At 67.8% G+C, this 24,663-nt stretch carries 27 protein-coding genes and 1 tRNA gene; 13 read left to right on the top strand and 15 right to left on the bottom strand.

The window, feature by feature from the left end:
* Positions 1–165: 165 nt before the first annotated feature.
* Positions 166–867, bottom strand: a complete 702-nt coding sequence (locus EON91_RS01105) for a hfsB (protein ID WP_292091009.1) — start codon at positions 865–867, stop codon at positions 166–168.
* A 49-nt stretch (positions 868–916) separates the two neighbouring features.
* Positions 917–2,353 (bottom strand): chain-length determining protein, encoded by a 1,437-nt coding sequence (locus EON91_RS01100; RefSeq protein ID WP_292091008.1) that lies wholly within the window; start codon positions 2,351–2,353, stop codon positions 917–919.
* Positions 2,354–2,470: 117 nt separating this feature from the next.
* Here EON91_RS01100 and EON91_RS01095 point away from each other — a divergent pair, with 117 nt between their 5' ends.
* The gene (locus tag EON91_RS01095) at positions 2,471–3,226 is read left to right on the top strand and encodes a polysaccharide biosynthesis/export family protein (protein ID WP_292091007.1); all 756 of its coding nucleotides are present in this window, start codon (positions 2,471–2,473) and stop codon (positions 3,224–3,226) included.
* Here EON91_RS01095 and EON91_RS01090 read toward each other — a convergent pair.
* Positions 3,223–3,525: a sel1 repeat family protein gene (locus EON91_RS01090; RefSeq protein WP_292091006.1), complete on the bottom strand. Its 303-nt coding sequence runs from the start codon at positions 3,523–3,525 to the stop codon at positions 3,223–3,225. The two genes, EON91_RS01095 and EON91_RS01090, sit on opposite strands and share 4 nt — an antisense overlap.
* A gap of 185 nt (positions 3,526–3,710) precedes the next feature.
* Positions 3,711–4,430, bottom strand: a complete 720-nt coding sequence (locus EON91_RS01085) for a glutathione S-transferase N-terminal domain-containing protein (RefSeq protein WP_292091005.1) — start codon at positions 4,428–4,430, stop codon at positions 3,711–3,713.
* A gap of 153 nt (positions 4,431–4,583) precedes the next feature.
* On the opposite strand from EON91_RS01085, the gene EON91_RS01080 reads away from it, so the two are divergent.
* Both EON91_RS01080 and EON91_RS01075 read left to right on the top strand, forming a co-directional pair.
* Positions 4,584–5,147, top strand: a complete 564-nt coding sequence (locus EON91_RS01080) for an RcnB family protein (RefSeq protein ID WP_292091004.1) — start codon at positions 4,584–4,586, stop codon at positions 5,145–5,147.
* Positions 5,148–5,311: 164 nt separating this feature from the next.
* Positions 5,312–6,298 carry an RcnB family protein gene (locus EON91_RS01075; RefSeq protein ID WP_292091003.1) on the top strand — a complete coding sequence of 329 codons (987 nt, stop codon included), beginning with the start codon at positions 5,312–5,314 and terminating at the stop codon, positions 6,296–6,298.
* A 204-nt stretch (positions 6,299–6,502) separates the two neighbouring features.
* Here EON91_RS01075 and gatB read toward each other — a convergent pair whose 3' ends face one another.
* The 5 genes from gatB to EON91_RS01050 all read right to left on the bottom strand — a co-directional run bounded on the left by gatB (position 6,503) and on the right by EON91_RS01050 (position 10,868).
* A complete protein-coding gene (gene gatB, locus EON91_RS01070; protein ID WP_292091002.1) occupies positions 6,503–8,005 on the bottom strand; it encodes an Asp-tRNA(Asn)/Glu-tRNA(Gln) amidotransferase subunit GatB in 1,503 nt (500 codons plus the stop codon).
* Positions 8,006–8,015: 10 nt separating this feature from the next.
* Positions 8,016–8,435 carry a DUF559 domain-containing protein gene (locus tag EON91_RS01065; protein WP_292091001.1) on the bottom strand — a complete coding sequence of 140 codons (420 nt, stop codon included), beginning with the start codon at positions 8,433–8,435 and terminating at the stop codon, positions 8,016–8,018.
* 71 nt (positions 8,436–8,506) lie between these two features.
* The gene (gatA, locus tag EON91_RS01060; RefSeq protein ID WP_292091000.1) at positions 8,507–9,985 is read right to left on the bottom strand and encodes an Asp-tRNA(Asn)/Glu-tRNA(Gln) amidotransferase subunit GatA; all 1,479 of its coding nucleotides are present in this window, start codon (positions 9,983–9,985) and stop codon (positions 8,507–8,509) included.
* Positions 9,986–9,988: 3 nt separating this feature from the next.
* The gene (gene gatC / locus EON91_RS01055) at positions 9,989–10,276 is read right to left on the bottom strand and encodes an Asp-tRNA(Asn)/Glu-tRNA(Gln) amidotransferase subunit GatC (protein ID WP_292090998.1); all 288 of its coding nucleotides are present in this window, start codon (positions 10,274–10,276) and stop codon (positions 9,989–9,991) included.
* A 73-nt stretch (positions 10,277–10,349) separates the two neighbouring features.
* Positions 10,350–10,868, bottom strand: a complete 519-nt coding sequence (locus EON91_RS01050; RefSeq protein ID WP_292090996.1) for a hypothetical protein — start codon at positions 10,866–10,868, stop codon at positions 10,350–10,352.
* Positions 10,869–10,919: 51 nt separating this feature from the next.
* Between EON91_RS01050 and ruvX the strand changes: the two genes are divergently transcribed.
* From ruvX to dprA, 6 genes are read left to right on the top strand one after another with little or no spacing between them, the layout of a single operon-like run.
* Entirely contained in the window at positions 10,920–11,384 is a 465-nt protein-coding gene (gene ruvX / locus EON91_RS01045) for a Holliday junction resolvase RuvX (RefSeq protein ID WP_292090994.1), read from the top strand.
* The gene (locus EON91_RS01040; protein WP_292090993.1) at positions 11,385–12,308 is read left to right on the top strand and encodes an AEC family transporter; all 924 of its coding nucleotides are present in this window, start codon (positions 11,385–11,387) and stop codon (positions 12,306–12,308) included.
* A 23-nt stretch (positions 12,309–12,331) separates the two neighbouring features.
* Positions 12,332–13,315 (top strand): aspartate carbamoyltransferase catalytic subunit, encoded by a 984-nt coding sequence (locus EON91_RS01035; RefSeq protein WP_292090992.1) that lies wholly within the window; start codon positions 12,332–12,334, stop codon positions 13,313–13,315.
* Entirely contained in the window at positions 13,312–14,604 is a 1,293-nt protein-coding gene (gene pyrC, locus EON91_RS01030; RefSeq protein WP_292090991.1) for a dihydroorotase, read from the top strand. Before EON91_RS01035 ends, pyrC begins: the two co-directional genes overlap by 4 nt.
* A 13-nt stretch (positions 14,605–14,617) precedes the next feature.
* Complete coding sequence (gene plsY, locus EON91_RS01025; RefSeq protein ID WP_292090990.1) at positions 14,618–15,256, top strand: glycerol-3-phosphate 1-O-acyltransferase PlsY; 639 nt, start codon at positions 14,618–14,620, stop codon at positions 15,254–15,256.
* Entirely contained in the window at positions 15,253–16,338 is a 1,086-nt protein-coding gene (gene dprA / locus EON91_RS01020) for a DNA-processing protein DprA (protein WP_292090988.1), read from the top strand. Before plsY ends, dprA begins: the two co-directional genes overlap by 4 nt.
* On the opposite strand, the gene EON91_RS01015 is transcribed toward dprA, so the two are convergent.
* Positions 16,335–16,553: a hypothetical protein gene (locus EON91_RS01015; protein ID WP_292090987.1), complete on the bottom strand. Its 219-nt coding sequence runs from the start codon at positions 16,551–16,553 to the stop codon at positions 16,335–16,337. The genes dprA and EON91_RS01015 overlap by 4 nt on opposite strands.
* Before the next feature lie 156 nt (positions 16,554–16,709).
* Here EON91_RS01015 and topA point away from each other — a divergent pair, with 156 nt between their 5' ends.
* A complete protein-coding gene (gene topA / locus EON91_RS01010) occupies positions 16,710–19,331 on the top strand; it encodes a type I DNA topoisomerase (protein WP_292090985.1) in 2,622 nt (873 codons plus the stop codon).
* 153 nt (positions 19,332–19,484) lie between these two features.
* On the opposite strand, the gene EON91_RS01005 is transcribed toward topA, so the two are convergent.
* Both EON91_RS01005 and EON91_RS01000 read right to left on the bottom strand, forming a co-directional pair.
* A complete protein-coding gene (locus tag EON91_RS01005) occupies positions 19,485–20,060 on the bottom strand; it encodes a DUF2239 family protein (protein ID WP_292090983.1) in 576 nt (191 codons plus the stop codon).
* 67 nt (positions 20,061–20,127) lie between these two features.
* The gene (locus tag EON91_RS01000; RefSeq protein WP_292090981.1) at positions 20,128–20,487 is read right to left on the bottom strand and encodes a phage holin family protein; all 360 of its coding nucleotides are present in this window, start codon (positions 20,485–20,487) and stop codon (positions 20,128–20,130) included.
* A 112-nt stretch (positions 20,488–20,599) separates the two neighbouring features.
* Here EON91_RS01000 and EON91_RS00995 point away from each other — a divergent pair, with 112 nt between their 5' ends.
* Entirely contained in the window at positions 20,600–21,037 is a 438-nt protein-coding gene (locus EON91_RS00995; RefSeq protein ID WP_292090980.1) for an HIT family protein, read from the top strand.
* 156 nt (positions 21,038–21,193) lie between these two features.
* On the opposite strand, the gene EON91_RS00990 is transcribed toward EON91_RS00995, so the two are convergent.
* Entirely contained in the window at positions 21,194–21,556 is a 363-nt protein-coding gene (locus EON91_RS00990; RefSeq protein ID WP_292090979.1) for a DMT family protein, read from the bottom strand.
* A gap of 52 nt (positions 21,557–21,608) precedes the next feature.
* Between EON91_RS00990 and EON91_RS00985 the strand changes: the two genes are divergently transcribed.
* Together EON91_RS00985 and EON91_RS00980 are read left to right on the top strand one after the other, a co-directional pair.
* Positions 21,609–21,684, top strand: a tRNA-Thr gene (locus EON91_RS00985).
* 31 nt (positions 21,685–21,715) lie between these two features.
* Positions 21,716–22,342 carry a TetR/AcrR family transcriptional regulator gene (locus EON91_RS00980; RefSeq protein ID WP_292090978.1) on the top strand — a complete coding sequence of 209 codons (627 nt, stop codon included), beginning with the start codon at positions 21,716–21,718 and terminating at the stop codon, positions 22,340–22,342.
* Positions 22,343–22,441: 99 nt separating this feature from the next.
* Here the strand turns inward: EON91_RS00980 and EON91_RS00975 are convergent, their stop codons facing one another.
* Positions 22,442–24,313: a ferrous iron transporter B gene (locus EON91_RS00975; protein WP_292090977.1), complete on the bottom strand. Its 1,872-nt coding sequence runs from the start codon at positions 24,311–24,313 to the stop codon at positions 22,442–22,444.
* Positions 24,313–24,579 (bottom strand): FeoA family protein, encoded by a 267-nt coding sequence (locus tag EON91_RS00970; protein ID WP_292090976.1) that lies wholly within the window; start codon positions 24,577–24,579, stop codon positions 24,313–24,315. Before EON91_RS00970 ends, EON91_RS00975 begins: the two co-directional genes overlap by 1 nt.
* Positions 24,580–24,663 lie beyond the last annotated feature (84 nt).

The following is a 24,663-nucleotide window of genomic DNA, read 5'->3' as shown; positions in this document are numbered from 1 at the left end:
ATAGTGCACATAGTGCACATTTTTCGCCCTCCCCTGCGCTGAACCGCCTGGACCCGTCAGCATCCGTTAAATGCGGACCAGGGCGGGCCGAACGCGTCGAGAAACCCTACAGTTATTGAAAACCTGCGCCTTTCCGGCGTCGGCCATCACATCAGCCGGGCTCGATCAGCCGGTCAGGCGTTGCAGGAAGCCGGGTGGAGACCAGCGCTGGCGGTTGACCACGACACCGGCGATGCGGCCGCCCACGGCCTCGATCTCGTCGCGCAGGATCAGGGGCTGATTGGCCTCGGTCGTGTCGGCGGCGACGACCAGCAGCAGGAAATCGACATAGGGCGCCAGCGTCAGCGCCATATCGTTGCGGTCGGCGGCGGGCACGTCGATGACCACGGTGTCGGCGTGTTTGCGCAGGGCGTCCCAGTAGCGGGGGTCCGGCAGGGCCTCGGCCCGCTGGCCCGAGCGAAGACGTTCGACCGCGAAGCGACTGACCCACAGACGCCCGCCCAGGCACGAGCGGGCCGTCAGCAGACGGGCGTCGGGCACGCGGCGGCCGTCGGCGATCACAACCGGGGGCGTAACGGCGAAGAAGGCGGACCCATCGGGAGAGGCGCGGGCAGGCTTGCTGAGCGCGCCGAAGCGGTCGGCCTCGGCAGCCACAGCCTCGAGCTGGCCTTGCTGGGCCAGGTCGCCGTCGATCAGCCAGACCGGCTTGCGCGCCCGCACGGCGGCCAGACGGGCGTATTCACGCGCGACGGTCGAGACCCCCTCGCCCGTGTTGGCGGCGACGAAGGCGACCACACGACCGCGATGGGCCGGCGCCGGTCCCAGCGCGGCCCACAGTCCGGCCATTTCGGACGTCAGATCGACCATCGAATCGCGTCGCGCGCTCCCGTTATCATTCAGGCTAGCACGGGCGGGATCAGTGCGCCTTCATCGGGGCGACAGCCAGCACCGGCATATCCAGCGTGCGGCTCACGACCTGCGGCGTCGGGAAACCGCGACGGGAGAAGATGCGGATCAGGCCGACGCACAGAGCGGTGAAGCCGGCGAACAGGAAGACCGCGATCAGCAGCGGCGCCTTCAGGCTCTTGCCCCTGATGGGCGGGGTGGCGCGTTCGATCACCGTCACCTTGTCGGCGCCGGCGGCGACCAGGGCGTTATCGGCGCGGCTTTGCGATTCGCGCTGCTGGAACTCGCGGATCGAGGCGGTCAGCACCTCGCGATTACCGGCCAGGTTGGCGTTCTCGGATTCCAGCTGGGTCAGGCGGGCCTGGCGGGCGCGGATATCGACGACCTGACGGTCCAGCACGGCCAGGCGGGCCATCAGGGAATCGCGCTCGGCCTGGGTGGTGATGCGGGTGGTCTCCAGCTCGACCCAGACGGGGTTGGGGCCGGTGCGGACCTCCTTGGCGCCGACGGCCGAGCCGGTGCCGACATAGGTGGTCAGCTGGGCGATGCGCGCCTCGATATCCTTCACCGGCTGGGCGTCGGGCTGATAGCGGGACAGCAGCTGCTCGCGCTCGGTCCGCAGTTGCAGGATCTGGTCCTGGGCGGCGATGTTCAGGTCCTGCTGCAGGGCGATCTCGGCCGGTGTGCCGACCTGTTGCGCGACAAGGGTCTGGAGCCGGCGATCGGCCTGGTTCAGTTGGGCCTGCACCGACAGGCGCTCGGCGTAGGTGGTTTGATAGACGGCGGCCAGGGTCGCCTTGGCGGCGGCGAAATCGCCGATGTCGTTGGTGGTCAGGAAAGCTTCATAGGCGCTGTCCGCCTCGTCCAGATCGCCCTGGAAGGCCTCTCTCTGGGCGCGGATGGCGGGGGTGGTGCGATCCTGGAAGACCTCGCGCCGGTACAGCAGATACTGTTGCACGACGGTGTTCAGCACGCGCGCGGCGCGGTCGGCGTCGTCGGTTTCGTAACTGACGCCGATGACCGGGCTGGTCGGGGCGATGGAAACCTCCATCCCACCGGTCAGGGCCTTCATCGCGGCCTGCTGGCCGTCGCCTGATTTCGGCGCCTGGCCCAGGATAGCGGCGGGGCCCAGCGCCTCCAGCGTGCGGCGCTTGACCTCGCGGCTGTTCAGGATCGCGGCCTCGGACTGGACCACCTCGCCCTGCTGGGGGACGGCGCCGCGCTCGGCCGTGCCGATGCGGGGCTGATAGACATATTCCTGGCCCACGCCGGCGAAGATGCTGGCCCCGGCGGTGTAGGTCTTTTTCAGCGTCAGGACGGCGGCCGCGCCGATCGCGAAGATCAGCAGGAAGATCAGCACCATCACCCCCAGCTCGCGGAACAGCAGGCCGACGACGTCCAGGACGCCGTATTTCGGTCGGGCTGAGACATAGGCCGCAGAGCGCATGAAGGTCGGGCGAATCCGTCCGCTGAAGAACAGCGTCACCCTTGGGCCAGCGGCGTTAACCAACGATTACCCATAAGCAGCGAGCTTCCTGTCATCGTGATCCGGATACGCCCGCGAATGATTCCCGACCGCCGCCTGTTTCTGTCCGCCCTCGCCCTGACCGCGCTCGGATCGGGCCTGTCGGCATGTGCGGGCAATGGCGCGCGGATGCCGCGCCCGGGCGCAGGCGGCGCCGGCCGTGTCGAGGCGGCGTCCGTCGATGGTTTTCCCGACATCCCCTTCGCCGACTGGACCGACGCAGAGCCGGAATATGTCCTGTACCCCGGCGACGAGATCGAGATCGCCACGCCCACCGCAACCGAGCTGACGAAGCAGATGAAGATCGGGCCGGACGGCCGGGTCGCCCTGCCGCTGGTCGGGCAGATCATGGCGGCGGACCGCACCATCGCCGAGCTGGAGGCCGCGTGCAGCCAGGCCTACGCCAGCCAGCTGATCCGGCCGGTGGTCGAGGTGACGCTGCGCCAGGCCGCGCCGATCCGTGTCTGGGTCGACGGCGAGGTGCGCACGCCGGGCATGTACGAGATGCAGGGGGATATCGACGCCTATCAGGCGATCATCATGGCCGGCGGCTATCTGCCCACGGCCAAGGTCGGCCAGGTGGCGCTGATCCGGCGCGGGCCGGGCGGTCGGCGCATGCTGCGGGTGCTGGACCTGAGGCCGCGCCGAGGCGAGGTGATCGCGGTGCGACGGGGCGATATCCTGTTCGTGCCGCGCACGACGCTGGGCGAGCTGGCCAACTTCTTCACCCAGTTCCGCAACGCCCTGCCGATCGGGTTCAGTTACGCCATCAACGGCGGCTACGCCTCGACTTAAGCCGCCAGGGTGACCACGCCGGCGTCGATCCATTGGCGAGCGGCGCGCTGGGCCTCGGCGATTTCCTCGCGCTCCATCTCGCCCGACATTTCGCGGCGATAGATGCGCGCCTCGACCGAACCTTTCAGAGCCGCCAGGTTGAAGATCATGTGGGCCGAGACGCGGTCCACCGGGCAACCGCCCTGCCCCGTCGAATACATCAGCCCCAGGCGGAACAGGTCGTCGCCGTCCATGTCCGGGGTGGGCAGCGGGATTCCCGCGTCCTCGGTCGCTTCGTGCGCCAGTTCTTGCGCGATCATAGCCATGTCCTCCAGCCGGTCCGTTCTGGACCCGCCCTCTGACACGCAGGAAACGGCGCCGCGCTTGAAGTTAAAGTTAATGGCGAACGGCGTTCCTGGACTTTTTTGCTAAGATGCAATGAACGCTCAAAGCCCGAATTCACGGGCTGTGAACGTCCTGGAAAGGTCGCGTTTACGAACGGGGTTCAGCGGGCGCGTTGACCGAACAGCATCCTGCGCGCGTCCTCGGCCGCCTTGCCACTGGCGGCCAGGTTCGAGCGCAGGTCGTCGCCAAGGGCGCGACCCTTGACGACCGCCGGACGCGCGCCGACGCGGTCCAGCCAGGCCTTCAGATGCGGGAAGTCGTCCAGGGTCTGGCCCTGAAGCGCGGGCAGGATCCACGGCCAGATGGCCATGTCGGCGATGGAATAGTCGCCCGCCACATAGTCGCGGTCAGCCAGGCGCCGGTCCAGCACGCCGTACAGACGGTTCACCTCGTTGGTATAGCGGGCCACGCCATAGGCCAGCTGGCGCTGATCCTTGATCATGGCGGGGGCATACTGGCGGAAATGGTGGGTCTGGCCGGCCATGGGGCCCAGGCCGCCGACCTGCCAGAACAGCCACTGGTCCACCTCGGTCCGGGCGCGGATGTCGGCGGGATAGAAACGGCCGGACTTGTTCCCGAGATATTGCAGGATGGCGCCGCTCTCGAAGATCGACAGGGGCTGGCCGTCCGGGCCGTCGGGATCGACGATGGCGGGCATGCGGCCGTTGGGACTGATGGCCTGGAATTCCGGCGTGAACTGCTGGCCCGCGCCGATGTTCACGGGCTTCATCTCATACGGCAGGCCCATCTCCTCCAGCGCAATCGAGACCTTCCAGCCATTGGGCGTGGGCCAGTACCAGAGTTCGATCGGGCGGGTCATCGGCGGTTCCCTGTTGAAGGCGTCGTCTCATCTGGGTCATCGACAGGACCCCCGCAAGCGGCTGACGCCGCCGTTCAGCCACAGTTCATGCGCCGAAGCCGACTGTCACGCCATCGACGGGTTGGCTGACCCCCCTTTGAACGGAGCAGACAGATGAACCGCCTGACCAAGGCCGCGATCGTCGCCCTGGCGCTGAGCACGACGGCGGCGCCTCTGGCCGCCTCGGCCCAGAACCGCAACGACCGCGAATGGCGCCAGGATCGACGCCATGACAATCGCGACCATCGCCAGGATCGCCGCGATGACCGCCGCGATTACCGGCAGGACCGGCGCGAGGATCGCCGCGACTGGCGCAACGAACGCCGGGATGATCGTCGCGACTATCGCAACGACCGCCGCAGCGACCGCTGGGACCGCAACAACCGCGACTGGTGGCGGGGCCGTGCTGAGTTCCGCGACTATCGCGGCGCCCGCAGCGGCTACTGGTATGCGCCGGGCCACGGCTATTACCGGGTCGAGCCGCGCTATCAGGGCTATCGCTGGAGCCGGGGCGGTTATCTGCCCGCCGCCTATCGCGGCTACTATGTGAACGACCCGTATTTCTATGGCCTGCAGCCTGCGCCGCGCGGCTATCGATATGTGCATGCGGGCAATGACATCGTGCTGATGGCGGTGGCCACCGGCCTGATCGCCAGCGTGCTGTACGGCGTGTTCTAGAGCCCGGCGCCGTTATGAGAAGAAGCCCCGCAAGCCTTGTCTTGCGGGGCTTTTTTCATGACCAAAGCGCCATCCGGCCACCGACCCGCGTTCAGCCGCCGTTCATGGCGCCAGGCTGATTATTCCGACAACGCCGCCTTTCCCGGCGGTACAGGATAACGACGATGAAACGCACCTTGATGGTGTTCACCGCCCTGGCCAGTTTCGCGGTTCCGGCCGCGGCGCCGCTGGCGGTTCTGGCGCAGGACGGTGGCCAACGCGCCGCCCAGCGCGCCGAGCGTGACGCCCGACGGGGCCCCGGCCCCGTGCTGTCCGAAGGCGGCGCCGCCCCTGGCCGTCAGGAGGGTCGCCCAACACGCGGCGATCGCGGCGACCAGCCGCGCGAAGGACGCCCCGGCCGGCCCGAGGGTCGGCCCTCCGCGCCCTCGCGCCCCGACAGCGCCAATCGGCCCGACCGTCCGCAACGGCCGGATCGCCCGGCGGGTCAGGAGCGGCCGAATCGGCCGGATCGCCCCGGTTCCGAGCGTCCGAACTCTGACCGTCCCGGGCAAGGTCGACCCGACGCCGGTCGTCCAGACCGGCCGGGTCGTCCCGATCAGGGTCGTCCCAATCGCCCGGATCGGCCGGGACAAGGTCGCCCGGATGCGGACCGCCCGGATCGGCCGGGGCGTCCCGATCAAGGCCGCCCGAACCGGCCGGATCGCCCCGACAGACCCGATCGGCCGGACCGTCCGGATCGGCCCAATCGTCCCGGTGGCGGCTGGAACAACAGCGACCGCGACCGTCAGGAATGGCGCAATCGCTGGAACCGCGACCAGTGGCGCAATGACTGGGGCCGTCGTCACAACCGTGGCGACTGGTGGCGGCACGACAACCGGTTCCGCGGCTGGTCGGGCGTGCGGATCGGCTTCTATTTCGCGCCGGGCTACGGCTACTACAACGTCCCGCGCAGCTATTGGGGCCAGCGCTTCCATGAAGGCAGCTACCTGCCCTCGCTGTTCTGGCGCTACGAGATCCGCGACTACGCCGCCTGGGGCCTGCCGTGGCCGCCGGCGGGGACGATGTGGGTCATGGTCGACAACAACATCTATCTGGTCGACCGGTTCGACGGACAGATCATAGACGTGATCCACGACGCCTGGCGCTGGTAGGCGTCGAACACTGAAAAGGCCCCGGATCGCCAGGGCCTTTTTTCTTCTGCCTTCTCCCCTCGGGGAGAAGGTGAGAGCCAGCGGCGCTCGGATGAGGGGGCGCTGTCAGCGGGCAAACGGTTTGATGTCGAGGGCGCGGCGAACAGCCCCCTCATCCGTCTTGCTCCGCAAGCCACCTTCTCCCCCGAGGGGAGAAGGGTTCGGTTATAGCCCCAGCTTAGCTTTCAGGATGTCGTTGACGGCGGCCGGGTTGGCCTTGCCGCCGGTGGCCTTCATGACCTGGCCGACGAACCAGCCGATGGCCTGGGGCTTTTCGGCGACGGCGGCGGCCTTGTCAGGGTTGGCGGCGATGATCTCGTCCACGGCCTTTTCGATGGCGCCGGTGTCGGTGACCTGTTTCAGGCCGTGCTTCTCCACAACCTCGGCGGGGCTGCCTTCGCCGTTCCAGACGTGGTCGAAGACTTCCTTGGCGATCTTGGACGAGATGACGTTCGTCTCGATCAGTTCGACCAGCTGGGCGACGTGGGCGGCGGGCAGCGGGTTGTCGCTGAAGTCCCGACCGTCGGTGGCCAGGCGCGCCGACAACTCGTTCGTGACCCAGTTGGACACCAGCTTGGCGTCGCGACCTTTCGCGGCGGCCTCGAAATAATCCGCCTTGGCCTGTTCCGAGATCAGGACCACCGCGTCGTATTGCGACAGGCCATAGTCGGCCATCAGGCGACGGCGCTTCTCGTCCGGCAGTTCGGGCAGGTTGGCTTTGATGTCGTCGATCCAGGCCTGCTCGATCTCCAGCGGCAGCAGGTCGGGGTCGGGGAAGTAGCGATAGTCCTGCGCCTCTTCCTTGGAGCGCATGGAGCGGGTTTCGCCGGCCGTGGGATCGTACAGGCGGGTTTCCTGCGTGATCGAACCGCCGTCTTCCAGGATCTCGATCTGGCGCCGCGCCTCGTACTGGATCGCCTGGCTGATGAAGCGGAACGAGTTGACGTTCTTGATCTCGCAGCGCGTGCCCAGATAGCTGAAGTCGCCGGTGGCCTTGAACTTCTCATAGTTCCCGGCGCGGCAGACCGACACGTTCACGTCGGCGCGCAGATTGCCCTTTTCCATGTCGCCGTCGCAGGTGCCCAGATAGACCAGGATAGTCCGGATCTTCTTGACGTAGGCGACCGCCTCTTCCGGCGAGCGGATGTCGGGACGCGAGACGATCTCCATCAGGGCCGTGCCCGCGCGGTTCAGATCGACATAGCTTTCGGTCGGCGACAGGTCGTGGATCAGCTTGCCCGCGTCCTGTTCCAGGTGCAGGCGCTCGATCCCGACGTTGAAGAAGCTGCCGTCCTCGGCCTCGACCTCGACCACGCCTTCACCGACGATCGGGTGATACAGCTGGCTGATCTGATAGCCGGTGGGCAGGTCGGGATAGAAGTAGTTCTTGCGGTCGAACTGGCTGCGCGTGTTGATCTGCGCCTTCAGGCCCAGGCCGGTCTTCACCGCCTGTTCGACGCAGTGTTTGTTCAGCGTGGGCAGCATGCCGGGGAAGCCTGCATCCACCAGCGACACCTGCTCGTTCGGCCCCGCGCCGAAGCCGACGGCGGCGCCGGAGAACAGCTTGGCCTTCGACGCCACCTGGGCGTGGATTTCCAGCCCCATGACGATTTCCCAGGCGCCCGTGCGGCCCTGGATGAGTTTCGAGTTCGTTGCAGTGTCGGTCATGTCGTCATCTTTAGCCCTCTCCCAGCGGGAGAGGGAGGGCCCCATCGACAAAGTCGATGGGAGGGTGAGGGGTTACGCCGTCGGCCATATGGGCCTGAGCCCGTACAGCATCCAGCACACGTTGAAGGTCGGTCTCGACCTCCTCATTCAAAAATCGCAGCACAAACCAGCCGCGCGCCTCGATCTCGTTCTGACGGATCAGGTCATGGCTGGCCTGGTCGTCATCCTCATGTATCCCGCCATCCAGTTCGATGACCAGCCGGGCCTTTTCGCAGGCGAAGTCCGCGAAATAGCGCCCCAGCGGATACTGTCGCCGGAATTTCAGGCCATCGAGACGTCCGCCGCGAATGGCCTGCCACAACCTATCCTCGGCCCAGGTTTGGCGCTGGCGAAGGGTTCGTGCTCGTTCTGTCCGCGTATCATCGGCCAACGGCGTAACCCCTCACCCTCCCCCGCTTCGCGCGGGTCCCTCCCTCTCCCGCTGGGAGAGGGTTCAGGAAATCACCACCACTTCTCAGGCTTGGCCGTGAACCCCGCCGCGTCTTCCAGCGCGCCGGCGACCTGGAAGACGGTCGCTTCGTCCAGGGCCTTGCCGATGACCTGAAGGCCCAGGGGCAGGCCGTTGGCGTCCAGGCCCGCAGGGACCGAGATTCCGGGCAGGCCCGCCAGGTTGGTCGTCACGGTGAAGATGTCGTTCAGATACATCGTCACCGGGTCGATCTGCTTGTCGCCGATGGCGAAGGCGGCCGACGGGGTCGAGGGCGTCAGGATCGCGTCCACCCGGCCCCAGACGTTGTCGAAATCCTCGGCGATGCGGCGGCGGACCTTGAGCGCCCGCATATAATAGGCGTCGTAGAAGCCGGCCGACAGCACATAGGCGCCGATGGTCAGGCGACGCTGAACCTCCTTGCCGAAGCCCTCGGCGCGCGAGGTGGCGTACAGGTCGTCCAGCGAGGTGAACTGTTCGGCGCGGTGGCCGAAACGCATGCCGTCATAGCGGGCCAGGTTCGACGACGCCTCGGCCGGGGCCACGATGTAATAGGTCGGCAGGGCGTATTTGGTGTGCGGCAGGCTGATCTCGACGATCTCGCAGCCGGCGGCCTTGAGCCACTGGACACCCTGGTCCCACAGGGCCTGAATCTCGGCCGGCATGCCGTCGATGACGTATTCGGCGGGCACGCCGATGCGCAGGCCCTTGACCGACTGGCCGACCGAGCGGGTCCAGTCGGGCGTCGGGACGTCCAGGCTGGTCGCATCCTTGGCGTCGTAGGAGCACATGGAGTTCAGCAGCAGGGCGGCGTCCTTGACCGTCCTGGTGATCGGTCCGGCCTGGTCCAGCGAGCTGGCGAAGGCGACCATGCCGAAGCGGCTGGCGCGGCCATAGGTCGGCTTGATCCCCACGGTGCCGGTGAAGGCGGCGGGCTGGCGGATCGAGCCGCCGGTGTCGGACGCGGTCGCGGCCAGGCACAGGTCGGCGGCGACGGCCGAGGCCGAACCGCCGGACGAGCCGCCGGGGGTCAGGTCGGCGTTCGAGGCGTTGGACTTCCACGGGTTCACCACGGGGCCGAAGGCGCTGGTCTCGTTCGACGAGCCCATGGCGAACTCGTCCATGTTCAGCTTGCCCAGCATGACCGCCCCGTCGCGCCACAGATTGGCGGTGACGGTCGATTCATAGGGCGGAACGAAGCCGCGCAGCATGTTGGAGCCGGCGGTCGTCTGGACCCCCTCGGTGCAGAACAGGTCCTTGATGCCCAGCGGCGCGCCTTCCAGCGCCCCGCCCTCGCCCTTGGCCAGTTTGGCGTCAGAGGCGCGGGCCTGTTGCAGGGCCTTGTCCCCTGTCACCTCGACATAGGCGTTCAGGGTCGGATTGGCGGCGGCGATGTTGGTCAGGAAGGCCTGGGTGATTTCCTGGGACGAGAAGGTTTTCGCCTTCAGGCCGTCAACGGCGTCGGACAGCGTCAGCTTGGTCAGATCGGTCATGGCTTACTCGACCACCTTGGGCACGACGAAGAAGCCGTCAGCCGACTTCGGCGCGTTCGACAGGATCGCGTCCACCTTGGCGCCGTCGGTGACGACGTCGTCGCGCAGGCGCATCGGCTGGGCGACGTTCGAGGTCATCGGCTCGACGCCCTGGATGTCGACCTCGTTCAACTGCTCGATCCAATTCAGGATGCCGTTCAGTTCCTGGGCCAGCGGCTCCAGGCGGTCTTCGGGGGTCTTGATGCGGGCGAGATGCGCGACCTTGCGCACCGTCGCGGCGTCGATGGCCATGCGGCCCTCCAAACGTGACAGGATCAGGCGCCGGGATTAGCCCCGCGAGCCCGGTTTCACAAGAAGATGCGACTTATCGCGCGGGGGTGACGGTGATCGTCGCGGGCGGTTCGCCCTGCGGCCCCCGCGCGAAGCCGACGATCATCCGGCGCGTCGCCTGACCGATCACGCCCGTGTCAGGGTTGTGAGTGCTTTCACGCACCTCCAGATCGACGCGACCCGGCGAGCTGGCCACGACCCGGAACGACAGGAAGTCGCCGATCTGGAACACGCGCCAGCCCTGGGCCGGATCGATGAAGACCGCCAGATAGGTGTGCAGGCCGTTCATGGCGGGGTCGCCGCCCGCCAGACCGAACAGTTTGATGGTGGTGTCGCCCTGACCACGCAGCACCACCACCTCGGTGACCGAGGCGGCTTCCTGCCTGTTGGCGGCTGCGGGCGACAGGGTGACGGGCGCGCCGCTCGCCGTCAGCGGTCGGGGAATGTTCGGCGCGGCCACCGGCGGCAGGGGCGATTTCCGGACGGGCGCGGCCAGTTGATCGCAGGCCGAGGCCCCCACAAGGATCGCCAGAAACAGCATCGAACGCATCATCAACCCCACCATCCCTTTGACTTCGCTACGTGGCGGCCGTAACCGCAGCCGGTGCCCGTCCTCGACCTGATCGACCTTCCCGCCGCCTGCCCGCCGAACACCGCCTGGCTGGGGCTGGATATCGGCGAGAACACGATCGGCGTGGCCGTCTCGGACACCAGCCGGATGATCGCCAGCCCGCTGGAGTTGATCCGCAAAACAAAGTTCACGCAAGACGCCGAGAGCCTGTTCCGGATCATGAACGGGCGTAACATCTCGGCGCTGATCATCGGCTTGCCGATGAACATGGACGGATCCGAAGGACCGCGCGCCCAGTCGTGCCGCGCCTTCGCCCGCAATCTGGACCGCATCCGACCGGTCAATGTCGCCTTCCAGGACGAGCGGCTGTCGACCAGTGCGGTCGAGCGGTTTCTGATCGACGAGCTGGACCTGAGCCGCAAGCGCCGCGCCGGGGTGGTGGACCGCACCGCCGCCGCCTGGATCCTGCAGGGCGCGCTGGACCGTTTGAGGGACTGAATGCTGGCCATCGTCGCGGGCGTTCTGCCCGTCTTCGCCCTGATCGTAATCGGTTACGGGTTGAAAGCGTCCGGCTTCCTGCCCGATGCGACGTGGCGGCCGGTCGAGAAGCTGGCCATCCATGTGCTGTATCCCGGCTTCCTGATCCCGGCGATCTGGAACGCCGACATCTCGGGCGGGGGCGCCGGTGCGGCGGGCGCGGCGGCCGTGACGACGGTGCTGATCATCGCGGCGATCACCCTGGCGCTGAAGCCGCTTATGACGATCGACGGGCCGGCCTACACCAGCGTGTTCCAGGGCGTGACCCGCTGGAACAGCTTTGTCTTCCTGCCGGTGATCCAGGCGACCTATGGGCCCGAAGGGCTGGCGCTGGCGGCGGTGGTGATCGCGGCCATGATCCCGGCGACCAACATCCTGTGCGTCATCGTGCTGGCCAAATGGGGAGCGGACGAGCGGTCGACCTCGCCGCTGGCGCTGGCGCGGGCGATCCTGTCGAACCCGATCCTGCTGGCCTGTCTGATCGGGCTGGCGCTGAACCTGCTGCATGTGCCGCGACTGCCGGGGATTTCGGAAACGCTGGAGTTGCTGGGCGCCAGCGCCCTGCCGCTGGGCCTGATCGTGGCGGGCGCCGGGCTGAGCTTCCGCGAGGTGGCGCGCAAGCGCGTGACCATCGGCGTCGTGACCTTCGTCAAGCTGGTGATCACGCCGCCGCTGATGTGGGGGCTGTGCCTGCTGTACGGCGGCGACCAGACGGCCCAGGGCATCGCCCTGCTGTGCGGCGCGGCGCCGGGCGCGGCGGCCAGCTATATCCTGGCGCGGCAAATGGGCGGGGACGCGCCGCTGATGGCCGGAATCGTGGCCCTGACGACCGTCTTTTCGGCCATCGGCATCCCCGTGGTGCTGGCGGTGTTCCATCTGGCCTGAATCACGCCTATAGCGGCGTCTCGATGACACATGCCGCCCCCGTCACCGAAATCATTGAGGAGCGGCTGGTCCCGTTCCCGCAGGATCACTTTCTGTCGGCGGGGGATCTGAACCCCTGGTTCACGCCGCAACTTCTGGACTTGGCCGACGCCTTCGTCGACTTCAACCGCCAGTCGGCCAAGGGCGTCGACCTGATGCGCGGCCAGACGGTCGTGAACCTGTTCTTCGAGAACTCGACCCGCACCAGCTCCTCGTTCGAGATCGCGGCCAAGCGGCTGGGCGCGGACGTGGTGACCATGCCGGTGTCCGCCTCGTCCGTCGCCAAGGGCGAGACGCTGATCGACACGGCGGTGACGCTGAACGCGATGAAGCCGGAAATCCTGGTGGTCCGGCACGGCGCGTCGGGCGCGGTGGATCTGCTGTCGCAAAAGGTCGGCTGTGCGGTAGTGAACGCCGGTGACGGCCGGCATGAGCATCCGACCCAGGCGCTGCTGGACATGCTGTCGCTGCGCCGCGCGTTCGGCGATGTGACCAGCCTGACGGTCGCCATCTGCGGCGACGTGGCTCACAGCCGGGTGGCGCGTTCGAACGTGGCGCTGCTGTCGATGATGGGCGCGCGGGTGCGCCTGATCGGGCCGCCGACGCTGGTGCCGGGCGACGCCGACCGCTGGGGCTGCGAGGTTTTCCATGACATGAAGGAAGGCCTGCAAGGCGTTGATGTGGTGATGATGCTGCGCCTTCAGCTGGAGCGGATGACCGGCGCGCTGGTCCCGTCGACGCGCGAATATTTCCGCTTCTGGGGTCTGGATCGCGAAAAGCTGGCCTGGGCCAAACCCGGCGCCAAGGTGATGCACCCCGGTCCGATGAACCGGGGGGTCGAGATCGATTCCGACGTGGCCGACGACCTGTCGGTGTCGCTGATCCAGGATCAGGTCGAGATGGGGGTCGCCGCGCGCATGGCCGTGCTGGCGTCCCTGGCCTACCGCCGCGCGGGAGGCGCCGCATGACCGCCGCTCTAGCCATCATCAACGCCCGCCTGCTGGACCCGGCGACCGACTATGACGGCCCCGGCGCGGTGCTGGTGCAGGATGGCCGCATCACCCAGGTCATTCGCGGTCAGGCCACAGCCCGGCCCGAGGGCGTGACGGTCATCGACGCGCAGGGCCTGTGCCTGGCGCCGGGCCTGATCGACATCCGGGTCAAGACCGGCGAGCCGGGGAACGAACCCAAGGAGACGCTGAAGTCGGCCAGCCTGTCGGCGGCGGCGGGCGGCGTCACCACCATCGTGGTCCAGCCGGACACCGATCCGGCCATCGATGATCCCGCCCTGATCGACCACATCCAGCGGCGCGGCGCGGCGCTGGATCTGGTCAACGTCCGTGCGGCGGGCGCGGCGACGCAAGGCCGCGACGGCCAGCGCATGGCCGAGATCGGCCTGATGCATGAGGCGGGCGCCCTGTATTTCACCGACGGCGACCGGGTCATCGCCAACAGCCGCACCCTGCAGCGGGTGATGAGCTATGCTGCCGCCTTCAACGCCCTGATCGCCTGCCGTCCGGCCGATCCGTGGCTGTCTGACGGCGCGGTGGCGACCGGCGGCGAACTGGCCACGCGACTGGGTTTGCCCGCCGCCCCGGCCATCGCCGAGCGTATCCAGCTGGAACGCGACCTGGCCCTGGTCGAACAGACCGGCGCGCGCTTCCTGGTCGATCAGATCTCGACCGAGGGCGCGCTGGACACGCTGGCGCGGGCGCGGGGCAAGGGGCTGGAGGTCGCGGCCTCAACCTCGATCAACCATCTGTGCTTCAACGAGATCGACATCGGCGACTATCGCACCTTCTACCGGCTGGACCCACCGCTGCGGTCCGAGGCCGACCGGCAGGCGCTGATCGAGGCGGTGCGCGAGGGGCTGATCGACGTCATCACCTCGGCCCACTGCCCCGAACCGGCCGAGAACAAGCGCCGCCCCTTCGCCGAGGCGGCGCCCGGCGCCGTGGGTCTGGAGACCCTGCTGCCCGCCGCCCTGACGACGTTGCATCACGAACACGGGCTGGACCTGCTGGACGTGCTGCGCCCCCTGACGCAGGGGCCGGCAGGCCTGCTGGGGCTGGATGCGGGGGTGCTGGCGATGGACGCCCCGGCGGACCTGATCCTGTTCGATCCGAACGCCCCCGTGGTCATCGATGCGGCGACGCTGAAGTCCAAGTCCAAGAACTCGCCCTTCGACGGGCGGCGTCTGCAAGGCAGGGTCTTGCTCACGGTCGTCGGCGGACGCATCGTCCACGATCAACGCTAGGGGAGCGAATCACGTGCAGGATCTGGTCGCGCCAGCGCTCGGCACGCTGGGACTGGTCGCCGTCGGGGGCTATCTGCTCGGCTCGATCCCTTTCGGCGTGATCCTGACCCGCGCAGCGGGCGCCGGGGACGTGCGCAATATCGGCTCTGGCAATATCGGGGCGACCAACGTCCTGCGCACCGGCCGCAAGGATCTGGCGCTGGCCACCCTGCTGCTGGACGCCGGCAAGGGCGCGGCGGCGCTGCTGATCGCCCGGTATTTGTTCAATAGTGAAGTCGCGGGCGCCATCGCCGGCGGCGCGGCCTTTCTGGGTCACCTGTTCCCCGTCTGGCTGGGGTTCAAGGGCGGCAAGGGGGTGGCGACCTTCTTTGGCCTGATCCTGGCCGCGTGCTGGCCGCTGGGCCTGCTGGCGGCGGCGACCTGGTTGCTGACCGCCCTGCTGTTCCGGATTTCGTCGCTGGGGGCGCTGGTCGCATCGGCCGCGACGCCCTTCTATGCCCTGCTGCCGCTGGCGGCGCTGGCCCTGCCCGCCCCCGCGCCGATCTTCGTGTTGAGCGTGTTCACCGCCGTGCTGATCTATATCCGGCACCATGAGAACATCGCCCGGCTGCTGAAGGGCCAGGAGCCGCGCATCGGGGCCAGGAAGGCTTGACCCCCCTGTCCGACGCCGAGCGTTTCGCCCGGCTTCGGCTGGCCCGCACCGACCGGATCGGCCCGGTCGCCTTTTCCCAGCTGTTGCAACGGTTCGGCACGGGCGTGCGCGCGGTCGAGGCCTTGCCCGACCTGGTGCGGCGCGGCGGCGGGGCCGGCTATTCGCTGGCGGATGCGGGGCGCATCGAGGCCGAGCTGGCGGCCGGAGACAAAGCGGGCGCGCATCTGGTGCTGCTGGGCGACGCGGCCTATCCGACGCCGCTGGCCGCCGTGGATCCGCCGCCGCCTGTGCTGTGGGCGCTGGGGGACGTCAGTCTGATGGCGCGGCCCTGTATCGCCATGGTGGGCGCGCGCGTGGCCTCGGCCGGTGGCCAGCGTATTGCGCGCGGATTGGCCCAGCAACTGGGCGAGGCGGGTCATGTGGTCGTGTCGGGTCTGGCGCGCGGCGTCGATGCGGCGGCGCATCTGGGCGCCCTGCCCACCGGCACGGTCGCCGTGCTGGGCGGCGGGGTGGACGACATCTACCCGCCCGACAACGCCGACCTGTATCGCCAGATCGCCCAGGGCGGCTGCGTCGTGTCTGAAAATCTGATGGGCGCGCGGGCCCAGGCGCGCGACTTCCCGCGCCGCAACCGCATCATATCGGGCCTGTCGCGCGGCGTGATCGTGGTCGAGGCCGAGATCCGCTCAGGCTCGCTGATCACCGCCCGGCTGGCGGCGGAACAGGGGCGCGATGTGTTCGCCGTGCCGGGATCGCCGCTAGACCCCCGCTCGCGCGGGCCGAACGACCTGCTGCGGCAGGGCGCGATCCTGTGCGAGGGGTTGGAGGATGTGGAGCGGGCCTTCTCGACCCTGAGGACGCTGCGAGAGCCGGCGGACGACAGCGTGTTCGACGCCTCGCCCGACGATCTGGATGACGCGCTGATCGAGGCGGTCGCGGCCCTGCTGTCGCCCACCCCGACGCCGCGCGACGAACTGGCGCGGGCGCTGAACCGGCCCGTGGCCGAGGTCGCGGCGGCCCTGCTGGAGTTGAGCCTGGCCGGGCGAGCGACCCTGCTGTCGGGCGGCCTGGCCTCGCTCTAGCTGCGGGTCTTGGGCGGGTTGTCGGCCCGGCGCGCGGCCTCGTCCAGAAGATCGCCGAGGCCGCCGTCGCCATCCCACCGCGCCATCCGGGCCAGTTCCTGCGCCATGGCGCAGATGTATTCGCGCACCGGATAGTCGTCGGCGTGGGGCGTTCCGGCGCCCCGCCGGTCAGTCGGGGTCGCAACCTGTTCGTGTCCACTCGCGCCGTTTGGCATGCCTTGCTCCCGCTCTGGTTACATCAGCATAAATAACAATCTATAGGTGCACAACAGGGCGTGAACAGCTTGCGGTCAGCCGCGACGTTCCGGGGCTCATTGACATGGCGCCGCTGGCCAACCACGTTCGCGCCCCTTCCTAACAAGCGGCGCCCCATGAACCTCGTCATCGTCGAGAGCCCGGCCAAGGCCAAGACCATCAACAAATACCTGGGCCCGGACTACAAGGTTCTGGCGTCGTACGGGCACATCCGCGACCTGCCGTCAAAGGACGGATCGGTCCTGCCCGACGACGATTTCGCCATGCAATGGGAGATCGACGTCAAGGCGTCCAAGCGGATGAGCGAGATCGCCGAGGCCGCCAAGGCCGCCGACCGCGTCATCCTGGCCACCGACCCCGACCGTGAGGGCGAGGCGATCAGCTGGCACGTGCTAGAGGTGCTGAACAAGAAAAAGGCGCTGAAGGACACCGACGTGCAGCGCGTCACCTTCAACGCCATTACCAAGTCCGCCGTGCTGGAGGCCATGGCCCAGCCGCGTCAGCTGGATATGGAGCTGGTCGAGGCCTATCTGGCGCGGCGCGCGCTGGACTATCTGGTGGGTTTCAACCTGTCGCCGGTGCTGTGGCGCAAGCTGCCGGGCGCTCGCTCGGCCGGACGGGTGCAGTCCGTCGCCCTGCGTATCGTCGTCGATCGCGAACTGGAGATCGAACGGTTCAGGGCCCAGGAGTACTGGTCGGTCGAGGCCGATCTGATCGCCGACAGCCCCCCTTTCACCGCGCGGCTGGTCAAGCATGACGGCAAGCGGGTCCAGCGTCTGGACATCGTCTCGGAAGCCATGGCCGGCGCCGCGCGCGCCGCCATCAACGCTGGCGACTTCACCATCAAGTCGGTCGAGAAGAAGCCGGCCAGGCGGTCCCCCGCCCCGCCCTTCACCACCTCGACCCTTCAACAGGAAGCCTCGCGCAAGCTGGGCTTCACCGCCCAGCGCACCATGCAGGCGGCGCAGAAGCTGTATGAAGGCGTCGACGATACCGGCGGCCTGATCACCTATATGCGGACCGACGGCCTGTTCGTCAGCCCCGAAGGGATCGCCCAGGCGCGTCAGGTCATCGCCGACCGCTTTGGCCCCGCCTATGTCCCGGCCGAGCCGCGCTACTACAAGACCAAGGCCAAGAACGCCCAGGAAGCGCACGAGGCGATCCGCCCGACCAATCTGACGCGCCATCCCGACAGCCTGCGCATCGATCCCGACCTGCAGCGTCTGTATGAACTGATCTGGAAGCGGATGATCGCCTCGCAGATGGAATCGGCACGTCTGGACCGCACCTCGGTCGAGATCGAGACGCCTGACGGCAAGACCGGCCTGCGCGCCACTGGCCAGGTCGTCGCCTTCGACGGCTTCATCGCCGCCTATGAAGAAGGCCGCGACGAAAAGCAGAAAGGGTCCGAGGACGAGGATGACGACGGCGGCCGCCTGCCCGCGCTGAAGGAAGGCGCCAAGGCCAGGGTCGAGGCCATCCGCACCGACCAGCATTTCACCGAACCGCCGCCGCGCTTCTCGGAAGCGACCCTGGTCAAGAAGCTGGAAGAGCTGGGGATCGGCCGTCCATCGACCTATGCCTCGATCCTGACGACCCTGCGCGACCGCGAATACGTCCGCATGGACAAGAACCGCTTCTATCCCGAGGACAACGGCCGGCTGGTCACCGCCTTCCTGGAGGAGTTCTTCGCCCAGTGGGTCGAATATGACTTCACGGCCGATCTGGAAGGACAGCTGGACGAAGTGTCCGAGGGGCAGCTGGACTGGAAGGTGCTGCTGCGCGACTTCTGGTCCAAGCTGAAACCCGCCACGGACGCCGTGCTGGCGCGCCAGGGCGTGATCGATCAACTGGATGAGGCGATCGGCCCCTTCCTGTTCCCGGACAAGGCTGACGGGTCGGACCCGCGGCTCTGCCCCGTCTGCGGCACGGGCCGGCTGCATCTGAAGGCCAGCTTCAAGATGAAGTCGTCCTTCATCGGCTGCTCCAATTATCCCGAATGCCGCTACACGCGCGGCTTTGGCGGCGGCGCCAACGCCGAGGACGCCGGGTCCGACCGTGATCTGGGCGTTGATCCGGCGACCGGCCAGCCGGTCGCGCTGAAGATCGGCCGCTTTGGACCCTATGTCGAAACCGCGGCCGAGCCGGGCGCCGACAAGCCGAAACGCTCGTCCCTGCCCAAGGGTTGGTCGCCCGCGACGCTGACGCTGGAACAGGCCGTTCGCCTGTTGAGCCTGCCCCGCGAGGTGGGCGTTCACCCCGAGGACGGCAAGCCGATTACGGCGGGCCTGGGCCGCTATGGCCCGTTCGTCCAGCACGCCGGGACCTATGCCAACGTCTCGGACATCGACGAGGTGTTCGAGGTCGGCCTGAACCGCGCCGTCGCCCTGCTGGCGGAAAAGCGCGCCGGTCGGGCCGGGCGTGGCGCAGCCACCGCCCCGCTGAAGGATCTGGGCGCCCACCCGGAGACGGGTGAGCCGATCCACGTCATGGCCGGCCGCTTCGGCCCCTATGTGAAGTCCGGCAAGATCAACGCCACCCTGCCCAAGGGCACGGCGCCCGAGGATCTGACGCTGGAAGACGCCCTGCCCCTGCTGGCCGCCAAGGCGGGCGCAGCACCCAAGGCCAAGAAGGCGGCGGCGAAGAATCCGGCCGCCGCCAAGAAGCCAGCAGCCAAGAAGGCCACCGCGAAGAAGCCGGCGGCGAAGAAGGCTCCGGCGAAGAAGAAGGCCGAGTAATCCCCTTCTCCCCTCGGGGGAGAAGGTGGCTTGCGCAGCATGACGGATGAGGGGGCGGTTGGCCCCATGCTCATCGCCTGCCGTCCTGCCGCTGACAGAGCCCCCTCATCCGAGCGCCTCCGGCGCCCACCTTCTCCCCCGAGGGGAGAAGGATCAGGGCCGCCCCTGGCCATTGCGCCAGCCCGGCCCGGCCAGGCGCTGCGCATGCTCGCGCACGTCGGCGGGCCAGTCGGCGACGGCGTCGTCAAAGGCGGTCCAGTCGCCGGCGAACAGGACGCGGGTCGCCTGTTCATAACCGGGCAGATCGCCGCCGACGGCGGTCATGAAGCGATAGGCCGCCTCCTTGGCCAGACGCGCGCGGTCCGGTCCCTGGGCGTCGCGCAATGCGCCCTCGACCAGCTTGCGCAGGGTGACCGAGGCCCCGCCCGGCTGGGACGCCAGCCAGTCCCAGTGGCGCGGCAACAGCGTCACCTCGCGCGCTGCGACGCCCAGTTTGGGGCGGCCCGGCCCGCGCTTCTCGACCGCGACAGGCTGCAATCGCGCCAGCACGTCAGACAGGTCGCCGCGCAGGTCGAACTCAACCGCACGCGCATCAGCGTCGGAGAAAACCAGCACCGGCTGACCAGCGTCATGCGCAGCCTTTGCGGCGGTCGCGACCTCGACCGAGGTTCCGGTCGCCAGACGTCGGGCGCCGGAGAAGGCAGTGCAGGTGGGAGCGGTGTCGGACATGGCGGCCTCATTGATCTGAAGCCGCGATATACCCGGATGAAATCAACGCGTCAAATTTATCCGGGTATTATCTTTCGGCGCGACGGTCGTCGGGAATAATCGAGCCGGCGATCCAGCTGACGATGCCCGTGACGATGGCCGCGCCGATCCCCGCCCACAGGCCATCGACCGCAAAGCCGCCCAGGACCATCGCCGTCAGCCCGATCATCGCCGCGTTCACCACCAGCAGGAACAGGCCGAACGTCACCAGCGTCAGCGGGAAGGTCAGCACCACCATGATCGGCCGCACGACGGCGTTGACCAGACCCAGGATGACCGCCGCCGCGATCAGCGAGCCGGTGTTGGTGAAATCGACGCCCGGCACGACCTGGGCCGACAGCCACAGGCCGATGGCCGTGACCACGGCCTGAACGATGAAACGCAGCATGGCGACCTCTCCGGGCTAAACCTCAGCTTGACCATATAGCGCGCCGGTGGGCGTTTGGCTCCCCGCCCCCAGCTGCTACTGATTTGGTTCGACAGCGACACGGAGACCGACGATGAGCCTTCACGGCGCCTATGACCCCGACAATATCTTCGGCAAGATCCTGCGCGGCGACATCCCCAGCGTGAAGGTGTGGGAGGACGATCAGGTCCTGGCCTTCATGGACGTCTTTCCCCAGTCCGAGGGGCATGTGTTGGTGGTGTCCAAGACCTCGCAGGCGCGCACCATCCTGGAGATCGAGCCCGAGGCGCTGGAGCGCCTGATCCTGGCGGTCCAGCGCACGGCTCGCGCGGTTGAGAAGGCGCTGGCGCCCGAGGGGCTGAGCGTCATGCAGTTCAACGGCGAGGCGGGCGGGCAGACCGTCTTCCACCTGCATTTCCACATCGTGCCGCGCTGGACCGACCGGCCGATGAAGGGCCACGGCCATGCGCCGATGGCGGACACGGATCAGCTCAAGGCGCTGGCTGCACGCATCGCCGCGGCGCTGGACTGATTTCCTTCTCCCCTCGGGGGAGAAGGTGGCTTGCGGAGCAAGACGGATGAGGGGGCGGTTGGCCTCACCCTCGACATCAAGCCGTCTGCTCGCTGACACAGCCCCCTCATCCGAGCGGCTTCGCCGCCCACCTTCTCCCCCGAGGGGAGAAGGATTTTACAGCGGCCCGCGGAAGATGAACCACGCCCCGCCCATGATCAGGCCAAAGCCGACCAGATGGTTCACCGTCAGCTTCTCGCCCAGATAGGTGACCGAAAAGACGGCGAAGACCAGCAGGGTGATCACCTCCTGCATCGTCTTCAGTTCGGCGGCGGAATAGACGGCGTGGCCGATGCGATTGGCGGGCACGGCCAGCCAGTATTCGAAGAAGGCGATGCCCCAGCTCAGCATGACCACGATCCACAGGGGCTTGGTCCCGAATTTCAGGTGGCCATACCAGGCGAAGGTCATGAAGACATTGGACGCCATCAGCATCAGGATGGGCGTCAGATAGGCGGAAAAGGGTGCGGCGACGGGCATGTGACGCACATTGCTTGCACGCCGGAGATTCCGCCAGCATAAGGCGTGCAACGCCGGTTTAGCTCAGTTGGTAGAGCGCCAGTTTTGTAAACTGGATGTCGCGGGTTCGATTCCTGCAACCGGCACCATCATTCCTCTCCCGGCGGCCCCTCCCCGAGCATGTCCGAGACAACCAACAAGCTTGGACACAGGATCGGCGCACGAGGCGGCCGAACGCGTCGCGCCATCCTGGACGCCACGCGGGCGCTTCTGACCCAGAAACACCTGGGCGAGGTTCGGGCCGCGGACGTAGCGCTGGCGGCCGGGGTCTCGGCGCCGACCTTCTACACCTATTTCAAGACGGTGGAGGAAGTGGTGCTGGTGCTGGCCGAGGACGCCGGAACCGACTTCCAGCGGCTGGCCGCGCACGTCCAGGCGGACTGGAGCGGCGAACGGGGCTTCGCCTCGGCGCGGGCGCTGGTGCTGGAGATGCTGTCGCTGTGGGGCGAGCACGGGGCGGTGCTGCGGGTCGAGCACATGCTGGCCGACAAGGGCGAGCCGGCCTTCGCCGAGAGCCGGATCAAGCGGCTGCGGCGGCTGCATCTGGCGCTGGAACGGCGGATCGCCCAGGCCCGATCCAGCGGCTTCCACCCCGAGGGGCTGAACCCCCGCCTGGCGTCCTATGAGACGGCCAGCCTGATCGAATCCGTGGCCGCCGGTTTCGACCTGATGCGCCGCGCCGACACGTCCGAGGCCATCGTGGATACGACGGCGCACATCGTCGTGAAGCTGACGACGGGACGCTGACGCGTTTTCTTAGCGGGCCGCGGTCAGAAGGCTACGCCTTCTCGACCCGACGCGGCCCCTGGCCTCAAGTAGCGCGAAGCGCGATAGGCCGACGCAAAGTCACCCCCCGCCCAGGGCCACCGCGATCCGGTAGACGACGAAGGCCGACAGATAGGCCAGACCGAACATGTAGCCGACCATGATCAGCGTCCATTTCAGCGAGCCCGTCTCGCGACGAACCACGCCGATGGTCGGCAGGCATTGCGGCGCAAAGACGTACCAGGCCAGGAAGGCCAGGCCGGTAGCCAGCGACCAGTCGGCGGCCAGCACCGAAGCCAGTGCGCCGACGTTTTCCTCTGCCCCCGCCACGGCATAGACGGTGCCGAGGACTGCCACCGCCACCTCGCGCGCAGCCATGCCGGGCACCAGGGCCACGACCATCTGCCAGCTGAATCCGATGGGGGCGAAGATGGGTTCCAGCGTCTTGCCGATCATGCCGGCGACGGAATAGTCGATGGCCGGACCGGTCGCGCCTTCGGGCGGATAGGGGAAGGTCGACAGCGCCCAGACGATGATCATCAGCGGCAGGATGATCTTGCCCGCGCGGCGCATGAAGATCTTGGCCCGGAGCCACAGGTTGAACAGGACGCTCTTCACGTCCGGGATCTTGTAGGCCGGCAGCTCCATCATGAAGGGCTCGACCGCGCCGCGCCAGAACACCTTGCGCACCACCAGCGACACCAGCAGCGCAGAAAGGATGCCCGAGGCGTAGAGCCCGAACATCACCAGCCCCTGCAGGTTGGCGAAGCCCCACACCGTCTCGTTCGGAATGAAGGCGGCGATGATCAGCGTATAGACCGGGATGCGCGCCGAGCAGGTCATCAGCGGCGCGACCAGGATGGTGGTCAGGCGGTCGCGCTTCGCCTCGATCACCCGGGTCGCCATGATGCCGGGAATGGCGCAGGCGAAGCTGGACAGCAGGGGGATGAAGGCGCGGCCATGCAGCCCCGCCCCGCCCATGATCTTGTCCATCAGGAAGGCGGCCCGCGCCATGTAGCCGAAGTCTTCCAGCAGTATGATGAACAGGAAGATGATCAGGATCTGCGGCAGGAAGACCAGCACGCTGCCGACGCCCGAGATCAGGCCGTCGACGATCAGGCTCTGCAAAAGGCCGTCCGGCACGACCGCCGCGACCAGGCCGCCCAGCGCGCCGAAGCCCGCCTCGATCAGGTCCATGGCCGGGGTGGCCCAGGCGAAGACCGCCTGGAACATGACGAACAGCACGGCCAACAGAATGACCAGACCCGCGACCGGGTTCAGCAGCACGCTGTCGATCTTGCCCGTCAAGGTGTCCGGCCGCTCGGGCGGGCGGACGCAGGCCTTCATGATGCGCTCGGCCTCACGGTGGGCGGCGCGGATTTCGGCGGCCGAGGGGGCGTGCCAGACATTATGGGTCTCGGCCCGGAACAGGCCGGCCTGCGCCTCGACCGCGGCGACCAGTTCGGGAATGCCGCGCTTTCGGGTGGCCACGGTCGTCACGACCGGCGCGCCCAGTTCAGCGGACAGCCGCTCCAGATCGATGCGCAGGCCCTGACGCTGGGCGATGTCGAACATGTTCAGCGCCAGCACCATCGGCCGGCCGACCTGCTTCAACTCCAGCGCCAGACGCAGCACCAGACGCAGGTTGGTGGCGTCGGCGACACAGACCACCACGTCCGGCGGAACCTCGCCCGCCAGCGTGCCCAGAACGGCGTCGCGGGTGACTTCTTCATCCAGGCTGCGGGCGCGCAGGGAATAGGTGCCCGGCAGGTCCAGAATGGTCATGGAGCGGCCCGCCTCGGAGACGATCCGGCCCTCCTTCCGCTCGACGGTCACGCCGGCGTAGTTGGCGACCTTCTGGTGGGCGCCGGTCAGGGCGTTGAACAGGGCGGTCTTGCCGCTGTTGGGGTTGCCGACCAGGGCGATGCGGGCGGGACGAACGGCGACATCCATCAGGCGGCGTCCAGTTCTACGGTCAGGCTGGCGGCCTCGTGACGGCGCAGGGCGACGCGCATGTCGTCCACCTTGATGGCGATGGGATCGCGGCCGAACAGGCCCTCGTGCAGCAGTTCGACGCGCGCGCCCTCGACAAAGCCCAGTTCCAGCAGGCGACGCTCCAGCTCGACCTCATGCTCCTGATGGTGACAGTGGTCGCCGACCTGGGTGATCACGCCGCGATCGCCGATACGGGCCTGGCTGAGTTTGATGGTCTGGGTCATGACGCTCGCATTATTCCGGCGCGCGAGGCGCCGACCTTCCTGACAGTGATTATCAGGTGCGACCCGACGGCGTCCAGCATGCGA

It is taken from the genome of Brevundimonas sp., assembly GCF_004210735.1.
In the GTDB taxonomy this organism is placed as follows: domain Bacteria; phylum Pseudomonadota; class Alphaproteobacteria; order Caulobacterales; family Caulobacteraceae; genus Brevundimonas.
This window is presented reverse-complemented; position numbering and strand designations above follow the sequence as displayed.

Coding starts and splice junctions, on each gene's coding strand:
- EON91_RS01105 (WP_292091009.1), bottom strand. CDS start 867: ATGGTCGATCTGACGTCCGAAATGGCCGGACTGTGGGCCGCGCTGGGA.
- EON91_RS01100 (WP_292091008.1), bottom strand. CDS start 2,353: ATGCGCTCTGCGGCCTATGTCTCAGCCCGACCGAAATACGGCGTCCTG.
- EON91_RS01095 (WP_292091007.1), top strand. CDS start 2,471: ATGATTCCCGACCGCCGCCTGTTTCTGTCCGCCCTCGCCCTGACCGCG.
- EON91_RS01090 (WP_292091006.1), bottom strand. CDS start 3,525: ATGATCGCGCAAGAACTGGCGCACGAAGCGACCGAGGACGCGGGAATC.
- EON91_RS01085 (WP_292091005.1), bottom strand. CDS start 4,430: ATGACCCGCCCGATCGAACTCTGGTACTGGCCCACGCCCAATGGCTGG.
- EON91_RS01080 (WP_292091004.1), top strand. CDS start 4,584: ATGAACCGCCTGACCAAGGCCGCGATCGTCGCCCTGGCGCTGAGCACG.
- EON91_RS01075 (WP_292091003.1), top strand. CDS start 5,312: ATGAAACGCACCTTGATGGTGTTCACCGCCCTGGCCAGTTTCGCGGTT.
- gatB (WP_292091002.1), bottom strand. CDS start 8,005: ATGACCGACACTGCAACGAACTCGAAACTCATCCAGGGCCGCACGGGC.
- gatA (WP_292091000.1), bottom strand. CDS start 9,985: ATGACCGATCTGACCAAGCTGACGCTGTCCGACGCCGTTGACGGCCTG.
- gatC (WP_292090998.1), bottom strand. CDS start 10,276: ATGGCCATCGACGCCGCGACGGTGCGCAAGGTCGCGCATCTCGCCCGC.
- EON91_RS01050 (WP_292090996.1), bottom strand. CDS start 10,868: ATGATGCGTTCGATGCTGTTTCTGGCGATCCTTGTGGGGGCCTCGGCC.
- EON91_RS01040 (WP_292090993.1), top strand. CDS start 11,385: ATGCTGGCCATCGTCGCGGGCGTTCTGCCCGTCTTCGCCCTGATCGTA.
- EON91_RS01035 (WP_292090992.1), top strand. CDS start 12,332: ATGACACATGCCGCCCCCGTCACCGAAATCATTGAGGAGCGGCTGGTC.
- pyrC (WP_292090991.1), top strand. CDS start 13,312: ATGACCGCCGCTCTAGCCATCATCAACGCCCGCCTGCTGGACCCGGCG.
- EON91_RS01015 (WP_292090987.1), bottom strand. CDS start 16,553: ATGCCAAACGGCGCGAGTGGACACGAACAGGTTGCGACCCCGACTGAC.
- topA (WP_292090985.1), top strand. CDS start 16,710: ATGAACCTCGTCATCGTCGAGAGCCCGGCCAAGGCCAAGACCATCAAC.
- EON91_RS01005 (WP_292090983.1), bottom strand. CDS start 20,060: ATGTCCGACACCGCTCCCACCTGCACTGCCTTCTCCGGCGCCCGACGT.
- EON91_RS01000 (WP_292090981.1), bottom strand. CDS start 20,487: ATGCTGCGTTTCATCGTTCAGGCCGTGGTCACGGCCATCGGCCTGTGG.
- EON91_RS00995 (WP_292090980.1), top strand. CDS start 20,600: ATGAGCCTTCACGGCGCCTATGACCCCGACAATATCTTCGGCAAGATC.
- EON91_RS00990 (WP_292090979.1), bottom strand. CDS start 21,556: ATGCCCGTCGCCGCACCCTTTTCCGCCTATCTGACGCCCATCCTGATG.
- EON91_RS00980 (WP_292090978.1), top strand. CDS start 21,716: ATGTCCGAGACAACCAACAAGCTTGGACACAGGATCGGCGCACGAGGC.
- EON91_RS00975 (WP_292090977.1), bottom strand. CDS start 24,313: ATGGATGTCGCCGTTCGTCCCGCCCGCATCGCCCTGGTCGGCAACCCC.
- EON91_RS00970 (WP_292090976.1), bottom strand. CDS start 24,579: ATGACCCAGACCATCAAACTCAGCCAGGCCCGTATCGGCGATCGCGGC.